This window comes from Verrucomicrobium sp. BvORR106 (assembly GCF_000739655.1).
GTDB lineage: Bacteria > Verrucomicrobiota > Verrucomicrobiia > Verrucomicrobiales > Verrucomicrobiaceae > Verrucomicrobium.
The window spans coordinates 33,877-42,112 of the sequence record NZ_BATR01000061.1; the positions used below are offsets into that span (position 1 = coordinate 33,877).

The 8,236-nt window shown below is 61.5% G+C and carries 7 protein-coding genes; 4 read left to right on the plus strand and 3 right to left on the minus strand.

The window, feature by feature from the left end; all coding sequences use genetic code 11:
* Positions 1-22 precede the first annotated feature (22 nt).
* A complete protein-coding gene (lexA, locus tag BV106_RS09795; RefSeq protein ID WP_038163953.1) occupies positions 23-631 on the minus strand; it encodes a transcriptional repressor LexA in 609 nt (202 codons plus the stop codon).
* A gap of 102 nt (positions 632-733) precedes the next feature.
* On the opposite strand from lexA, the gene BV106_RS09800 reads away from it, so the two are divergent.
* Together BV106_RS09800 and BV106_RS37190 are read left to right on the plus strand one after the other, a co-directional pair.
* Positions 734-1,528 (plus strand): tetratricopeptide repeat protein, encoded by a 795-nt coding sequence (locus tag BV106_RS09800; RefSeq protein WP_038163955.1) that lies wholly within the window; start codon positions 734-736, stop codon positions 1,526-1,528.
* A 62-nt stretch (positions 1,529-1,590) separates the two neighbouring features.
* Positions 1,591-2,817, plus strand: a complete 1,227-nt coding sequence (locus tag BV106_RS37190) for an 8-amino-7-oxononanoate synthase (RefSeq protein ID WP_038163957.1) — start codon at positions 1,591-1,593, stop codon at positions 2,815-2,817.
* Here BV106_RS37190 and BV106_RS35355 read toward each other — a convergent pair.
* Complete coding sequence (locus tag BV106_RS35355; RefSeq protein ID WP_051945544.1) at positions 2,698-4,092, minus strand: glycosyltransferase family 4 protein; 1,395 nt, start codon at positions 4,090-4,092, stop codon at positions 2,698-2,700. The genes BV106_RS37190 and BV106_RS35355 overlap by 120 nt on opposite strands.
* Before the next feature lie 192 nt (positions 4,093-4,284).
* Here BV106_RS35355 and BV106_RS09815 point away from each other — a divergent pair, with 192 nt between their 5' ends.
* Both BV106_RS09815 and BV106_RS09820 read left to right on the plus strand, forming a co-directional pair.
* Positions 4,285-5,370, plus strand: coding sequence for a hypothetical protein (locus BV106_RS09815; RefSeq protein ID WP_038163960.1), 1,086 nt, complete (start codon positions 4,285-4,287; stop codon positions 5,368-5,370).
* 81 nt (positions 5,371-5,451) lie between these two features.
* Positions 5,452-6,993 (plus strand): NAD(P)/FAD-dependent oxidoreductase, encoded by a 1,542-nt coding sequence (locus BV106_RS09820; RefSeq protein WP_038163962.1) that lies wholly within the window; start codon positions 5,452-5,454, stop codon positions 6,991-6,993.
* 519 nt (positions 6,994-7,512) lie between these two features.
* Here BV106_RS09820 and BV106_RS09825 read toward each other — a convergent pair.
* Positions 7,513-8,236 (minus strand): PQQ-binding-like beta-propeller repeat protein (locus tag BV106_RS09825; protein WP_038163963.1); only part of this gene is annotated, 724 nt, incomplete at its 5' end.

An 8,236-nucleotide genomic window follows, 5' to 3' on the forward strand; every position in this document is an offset into this window, starting at 1 on the left:
AATGGGTGGGGAGAAGCGAGACCTACCGCCCGTTGTAGGGGCGGAAGAGGCCGACCATCACGCCCTGGATCATGAGTTCCCGGGCGGGAATGAGATCGGGGTAAGACGGGTTCTCAGCGCGGAGGAAAGGCTGGCCGTTGTCCACAAGGTACCGCTTGAGGGTGGTCTCACCGTCCATGAGGGCGGCGACGATGTCCTTGGGCCGGGGATCGCGCTGCTCGAGGATGACATAGTCTCCCTGCACGATGTGAGCGCCGGTCATGGAATCGCCTCGCACCTTGAGGGCAAATGGCTTGGACCGTGGGGAGAGTCCCATGGTGCGGAGGTCGAGGGTCAGATTGCCATCGGACTGCTCCGGGTTGTCCGCCGTGAAGCCAGCGGGAATGAGACCGAAAATGGGAATATCCACAGTTTCGCGCTCCATCACCTCCGGGAAAACCACAGCACGGGCCTTGCCTGCGAGTCTGCGGATGACGCCTTTACGCTCCAGGGCCTTGAGGTGACTCATGGCGGCTGTTTGACTGGCGAAGCCGAAGTGGAGTTGGATATCACGCGTGGAGGGCATGACGCCCTGTTGGCGTTGATAAACTCTCAGGAAATCCAGTAGCTCTTGTTGCCGCTCCGTAAGCATGGTTAGATGTGAACACTGTTCGATTGTGCAGTCAAGAGTTTTTTGGCCATTTGTGTTTTCCACTTGGAGCCGGGCGCAAGCAGGCGTTATTCCCCGCATCCTATGAAGCGCCTCATTGTGCCCCTCCTCCTTGCCTCACTGGCTCTGCCTCTGGCCGCGGCCCAGGAAAAGAAGAGCGAAGCCAAGAAGCCCGCTGCCGCTTCCTCCAAGAAGAGCGCGGCGAAGCCGGCTGAGGACACGACCAGCAAAACAGAGGCGGCCTCTGACACGAAGAAAACCGACGGCGGCAAGGCCACGGAGCTGGGACTGCCTGACCAGAAGAAAGCGGGGGCGTTGCCTCCTTTGACCACAGGCCTCTCTGAACTGGCCTCCCAAGCTTTCGCACGCAAGGACTGGAAATCAGCCCGGAAGTATTACCAACAGATGCTGGAGGTGGACCCTCTCAACGCCCTGACCCATGCCAACCTCGGGGCTGTGGAACAGCAAGCGGGCCGCTTGAAGGATGCTCAGTCTCTTTTCAGCCGGGCCGTGGCCATCAACCCCTCCCTCCAGCAGACCTGGGTGGCGCTGGGCATGGTGAGCTATGAAAACGGGGATCTCTACTATGCACTCTCCGCGCTCGGTCGCGCCATCCATGAGGATCCGGCGGATGCCCGCGCCCACAACTACCTGGCCATCGTGCTGAAGAAGCTCGGGTGGCTGGATGCGGCGGAACTCGAACTGCTCCGCGCCATTGAGCTGAACCCTGACTACGCCAATGCCAACTTCAACCTGGCGCTGATGTATCTGGAGCGGAAGCCCCCGGCGATCGAGCTGGCCCGCCGCCACTATGACCGGGCCGTGGCCCTCGGTGCGGCCAAGGATGAGCTGGTGGAAGAGAAGCTGAACCAGCAGTAGCCGCAGTGAATCAGGGTCTGTTGACTCCTGAATCTCTATCGTTCTTACTTCGATCCCCAAAGATGTCGGAGCCCCTCCCGTCAGGTGATGCCGCTGCTGCGCGCGATGTGGCGGATGAGCTGGCAGACCTGGAGGCGCAGGGCCTGCGTCGGCGCCTGCGAACGTTCCTGCCGCTCCCGGCCATGTCGGTGCGTGCAGAGAGCGGGGCCGAGGTGATCAACTTCTCCTCCAACGACTACCTCGGTCTTGCTGCCAGCGAAGAGCTGAAAGCGGCGATGTGTGAAGGGGTGGGACGTTATGGCAGCGGCTCCGGGGCCTCCCGTCTGGTCTGTGGTACTCTGCTTCCGCACCAGCAACTTGAGGAGCGCCTGGCGGACTTCAAGAAGACCGAGGCGGCGCTGACCTTCTCCAGCGGCTATGCGACCTCCGTGGGCGTGATCCCTGCGCTGTGCGGCAAGGATGACGTCGTGATTCTGGACAAGCTCAGTCATGCGTCGCTCATCGATGGTGCAAGACTGAGTGGGGCTACCATCCGTGTGTTTCCTCATAACCATCTGGAAAAACTGGAGCGGTTGCTCGCCGGGGCCCGGGCGGATCACCCATGCAGGCGGGTCTTGATCGTGACGGAATCGATTTTCAGCATGGACGGCGATGCAGCCGTCTTGCGCGAGATTGTCGCGCTAAAGGAGCGCTACGGTGCCTGGCTGATGCTGGATGAAGCCCATGCGGTGGGCGTGCTGGGGCCACAAGGGCGGGGCCTGGCCGCCCAGTACGGCGTGGAGGATCGCGTGGAGATTCAGATGGGCACGCTGAGCAAGGCGCTGGGGGTGAGCGGAGGCTACATCGCCGCCAGTCGCGCCATGGTGGATCTCTGCCTAAACAAGGCGCGCAGCCTCATCTACAGCACCGCGCCGCCACCCGCGGTCGCGCATGCTGCGCTGGAGGCGGTGAACCTCGTTGCCGGCGCTCACGGAGACGCTCTGCGCGCCCGATTGTTTGCGAACCGGCAGACGTTGGAAAGCGGTCTGCGCACCTCGTTTGCGGATCTTCCTGCGGCGATTCTGCCACTGCTGGTGGGGGATGAAAGGGCGGCGCTGGATGCGAGCACCCAGATGCTTGCACGGGGCTATCTCATCCCTGCCATCCGCTACCCCACGGTCTCGCGAGGTTCAGCGCGGCTGCGGCTGACGATGAGCGCTGCCCATGAAAAGCTCCAGATCGAAGGTCTTGTCGCGAGCCTTCTCCACATGATGCCGCAGTTGCGGCAGGGCGGAGAGCAAACGCTTTGAGTAGCCGAAGAGCAGCCCATGGCGGATGGCCAGGGCCCCCTCGAAGCGCATGCCGCTCTTCTCCGCAAAGGCCTTCAGCAGATGTTTGCTGGTCGTTTCCTTGGCAAAGTGCTTCTTCGCATGCTCCAGACCAGCCTGGCCCATCGTTTCGCAACGGGCGGGGTCCTTGAGCAGTGTTTCTAGGTGATTGGCAAAAGCTTCTGGCTGACCTTCTTCGGCGACAAGGCCGTTCACGCCGTCCAGCACCATCTCCGGCACACCGGCCAGACGGGTGGAGACGCAGGGGAGCCGCGCGGCCATGGCTTCCATCAGGACGGTGGGCAGGTTGTCTTTGCCGCCGTCATGTTCTGTCTTGCAGGCCAGGGCGAAGACTTGAGTTTCCTCGGCCAGCAGCTTGATGATGGCGGGCATGGGAAGGGGACCGGTCAGCGTGACGCGATCTTCCAGGCCCAGGCGGCTGATTTGGCTCTTGAGCTGGGCTTCCAGAGGCCCTTCGCCCACGATCCGGCACTGGAAGGGCACGCCGCGGTCGCGAAGGATGCCGCAGGCGGTGATTAGGTCATCGTAGCCCTTCTTCTCAATGAGCCGGCCAACGCTGAGGATGCCCCCCGGAGCCTTGGAGCGGTCGGCGGAAGCCCGGGCGGCCATGAAGGGCTCCAGGTCCAGCCCGTTGTACACCCGGCGCACCCGGTCGGCGGAGTCGGGATATCTTTCCCGGAGATCGCGTGCGGTGAAATCGCTTACGGTCACCACCAAGCTGGCGTCTCTCACGAGCTGACTGCAGCTGGGAATGGACTCGGACTGCTTGCAGAAGATGTCGTTGGCGTGGGCGGTGAAGCTGAAACTCGTGCCGTGAAACTTCCTCAGCCACCAGCAGGTGCGTGCTCCGATGCCTGCGAAGTGGGAGTGGGTGTGCCAAGGGGCGTCGCTGCCCATCTTCTTCAGCACGTGGCTAATGTAGGCCGCCTCATACACCCGCATTTTGTCCGGACGGTCCCCCCACTGGCGCAGCGTCAGCACCACGCTCTGGGGCAGCAGTTTGGATTCCTTCCACTGCTTGATGAGCTCGATCAGGCACTCCTCCTTGGGGAGGAAGTGCACCCGGTCCATCAGTTCGGCGGGGAAGTGGCGGATGCTCTCTTCCCGGGTATCGTGAATGGAGAAGATCTGCACCTGCACACCCAGGCGCTCGAGTTCCAGGATTTCCCGCACGCAGAAGGTCTGCGTGAACGTGGGAAACCGTTCGAACACATAAGCGATGTGAGGGGATGGCATTGTTCTGAGTTAGGCTTTTCCGGCAGCGAGCGCAAGCCCGGAGCGGGGGCCGGGCGCGTTTCCTGCGATGTTACTTTATCGTCACCGTTTGGACGAACGATCTCCTTTTTTCTTCGCACGCTTGCAGTTTTTCCCAAGGGTCCTAAAATCGCCCGTCACGGTGGTATCCACCCTGACAAACAGACTCAAACCATGAAAACACTGCCTCTTCTGCCGTTGTTTGTACTCACGCTTGCCACTGCGCAGGCTCAGGAGCTGGAAAAAATCACCCAACCGGGGGCGATTTCCGGCACGGTGAACATCAATTTCGCCACCCGCACGCGCCTGACCGACGAAGGCAAGCCTCAGGTGGGCGCCAAGGACACGTACGATCTCGCCCTCGCGGTGGCCAAGACGACGGAGTTCAAGGGCAAGGTGGAGCGCCAGCCGCTGCTCACCAGCAAGCTGTTGGGCCGCGTGGAACAGCCCGGGCAGCTCTTCTACTCCCTGGATCTGGCTGTGATCAACCCGGCCAACATGACCCAGAAGAAGACCGTGGGCAAATGGGTGGGCACCGTACCGATCACCTCCGAGGGCGTGTACGAACTGGAAGGCTCCGGCGAGAGCAAGCAGCGTATCAGCGTGGACGCGATCGGCAAAGCTCCGGCCTTCACCGACAACTTCGGTGGCCGCCTCTACGGCAAGGGCAAGAAGACCCAGGGCGTGATGTCTTATGTCCGCCAGCTTCAGGGCAAGGAAGTGAAGATCGAGGTCAAGAACACGGACCCGATGCGTTTCGAAGGCGTGCAGGTCGCCTCCGGCCCCTCCCAGAACTATCCCAAGACGACCGTCAGCGGGAATCTGGACTTCGACTACGAAACCGGCAACTGGCTGACCAACGGCATCCGCTTCAGCTACAGCGTGAACGGCAAGGCCTATGAAGATGTGGTGACTGGCTCCATCAAGTGGGTGGAAGATCCGAACCGCGCTACCAACGGCAAGGGCCAGTACGAGTTCAACCTCCGCTGGAACGAGGCCGCCAACAAGCCCGCCAGCACCGAGGCCGATGCCTTCAAGGGTGCGACCGATGAAGAGGCCTTCTTCGCCGTGGACAACAGCATCCCCTCCCTTACCGGGGTGGTGAAGTACGAAGACACCATGACCAAGATCAAGGGCGAAGACTCCTGCACCGCGAGCAAGATCACCTACCAGCTTGACGCCAACCAGCTCACCAAGCAGCAGGTCATGAACTTCCTCAAACTCTGGCTCATCGGCATCGGACCCACGAACGACGAGTAAGATCTTGAACTCCCTCTGGGGTGTGGAGCGAACCTCCACGCCCCTTTTTTGATCCCATTTCCAACGAACTCACCGACGACTATGAACAAAGGACGCACCCCGCTTTTCCGCTCCCTCATGCGTGCCATGCAGCAGGCCGGCCCTGCCGTTTCCGGCAAGACCCGCCGTGACTTCATGCGCCTGGCCGGCGCTGCCATTCCCGCCACCGTGGTGGGCCTGCGCGCCCAGGAAAAAGAGGCGAAGAAGATCTCCGGTGCTGTCGCCGTGGTCGGTGGGGGCATTGCGGGTCTCACGGCCGCCTACCGCCTGCAGAAGGCCGGGGTGGAGGTGCACCTGTATGAGATGCAGGACCGCTTCGGCGGCCGCATGTTCACCAAGCGGGACTTCAACAAGGACGGCATGTTCGTGGAGTTGGGCGGTGAGCTCGTGGACTCCAATCACGAGGACCTCATTGCCCTCGCCGCGGAGCTGGGTGTGGAGCTGCAGAGCCTGAAAGAGGGCGAGCAGGGTGTGGATTTCTACCACTTCGGCGGGAAGGTCTATACCGACAAGGACGTCATTGCCGCCTTCGGGCCTCTCGGGACGAAGATTGCCGCCGACGCGGAAGGCCTCTATGACGACAAGGAGGAGTTCACCGCCAAGGCCAAGCAGTTCGACAACATCAGCCTGAAGGACTACCTCAAGAACGTGGGCGCTGGCACCGACCGCTGGCTCATCAACATGCTGGAGACCGCCTATGTGCCCGAGTACGGCCTGGACTCCGACCAGCAGTCCGCGCTGAACCTCATCGATTTCATCAACCCGGACACTCGCGAAGGCTTTGAAATCTTTGGTGACAGCGATGAAGCCATGCGTGTGAAGGGCGGCAACGACACGCTGCCCACCGCAGTGCATCGCGCTCTGGACGGCAAGGTCAAGTTGAACGGCGGCCATCGCCTCGTTCGTATTCAGGAGGACGGCAGCAAGCTCAAGCTGACCTTCAGCACGGATGCCAAGACCGTGGTGGCGTCCTATGAGAACGTCCTCATCACTGTTCCCTTCACCATGCTGCGCAGCGTGGACGGCATCTATGACCTGAAGCTGAGCGACGAGAAGAAGCGCTCCATCAAGGAGATGGGCTTCGGCACGAACCTCAAGGTCATGTACGGGTTCACGGAAAAACTCTGGCGCAAACCCGGTGCCGGCCGTGACTTCTTCTGCAACGGCAGCGTGTACGCGGACCAGCCCTACCAGACCATCTGGGAGACCAGCCGTGGCCAGTCGGGCGAGAGCGGCATCATCACGAACTTCATGGGCGGCTCCCCCGGTGCCCAGTACACGCCAGATCGCGTGGACAAGTTCCTCTCCGAGGTGGACGTGGTGTTCCCGGGCCTGAAGGGCAAGTTCGACGGCAACAAGATCATGATGAACTGGCCGCAGATCAAGTTCATGAAGGGCAGCTACAGCTGTCCCAAGGTGGGCCAGTACACCTGGGTGTACACCGCCGCCGCTGCTGCCGAACTGGATGGTCACCTGCACTTCGCCGGTGAGCACACCAGCTCCGAGTCCCCGGGGTATATGAACGGTGGGGTCGAGTCCGGCAACCGCGCGGCGAATGAGTTGCTCGGGGTTGAGGAGGCGTAAGAGAGTGTTTTGATTTTGAGAACGCTCCGCTGGGCTTTGAGCCCGGCGGGGCGTTTTTGTTTGGGGGAAGGGGTTGGAAGTTAGGAGTTAAGAGTTATGAGGTGAGTGGTGAGGGGGATTGGGAGTTGGTGGGGTTTCGCGGGGCGTGACCGCATAAATGCGGAACTCCAACCCTCTCCGCTCCCATCGCACGATCGGAGGTGCTTCAACAGGGTTGGAGTCCCGCATTTATGCGGTCAGGAGGCGAATGTCCAAGACGTATCCAGTATGCGATGCCGGCGGAGACGGTGGCCACTATGGGCCTACCGCTCCGCGGTAGAGCGCGCGGTGCAGGTTTCCATGGGTTGCACTCGCTCCGCTCGCTTCACCCATGGCTATGCATGGTGAACCCTCCGGGTTCAGGGGGATGCACGGCGGCTGTCGGAAAAAGATGCGGAAGCTGCATTGACGCAGTGTCTGCGCCCGCACTGAGTTATTCCAAGAACCAAGAACCAAGAACCAAGAACCAAGAACCAAGAACTAAGGCCCTCCGCCTCTCAAGTCATAGCAAATCATCCGCTGCCCGGTGCTTCCTCGTACCTGCTCATCATAGTTCTGGGTCACGTAGAGCAGGCCGCGGCTCACGGCGGGGAGGCACCAGGTGTGGGGGGCGTAGAAGAGCTGGGTCTTGGCGGTGACTTTGCAGCCTTGGGCATTGAGGTCCAGCCAGAGCAGGCTGCCCAGCTCACCCAGGCACAGGAACTGGCCGTCCACCAACAGCAGGCTGGCGCGCTGGGCACCCATGCGGGCGGTGCGGCCGGGGTTGAGCTCGGTGTCATCCCAGTAGAGGTCTTCACGCCAGTTCTCCTTGCCGGTCGCGACGTCGTAGCAGACGAGAACCGCCTGGCGCTCGGTCTCGCCGTGGATGCCGTAGAGGCAGCCGTCTTTGTACACGGGGTTCATCCAGTGCACGGCGAACTTCTTGGAGTTCCAGAGTTCCTTGGATTTCAGTTTTTCATCGAACTCCAGCATGACGCCGCCGAGCGGGCGGTTCTTGGGATAGGCGGTGGAGATGAAGACTCGGTTTTGACCGGGAATGGCCACCGGGGAGGTGCCCGTGGCCTGGATGTACTCTTCCGCACGCCAGGCGTGGCGATCATACACAGAGCCATCTTCAGGATTGATCGTGAGGAGGCCTCCGGTGGCGGGATTGCCTTCGCCTCCGGCATAGACCAGTACCACCGGCTTGCCATGGATGACGGCG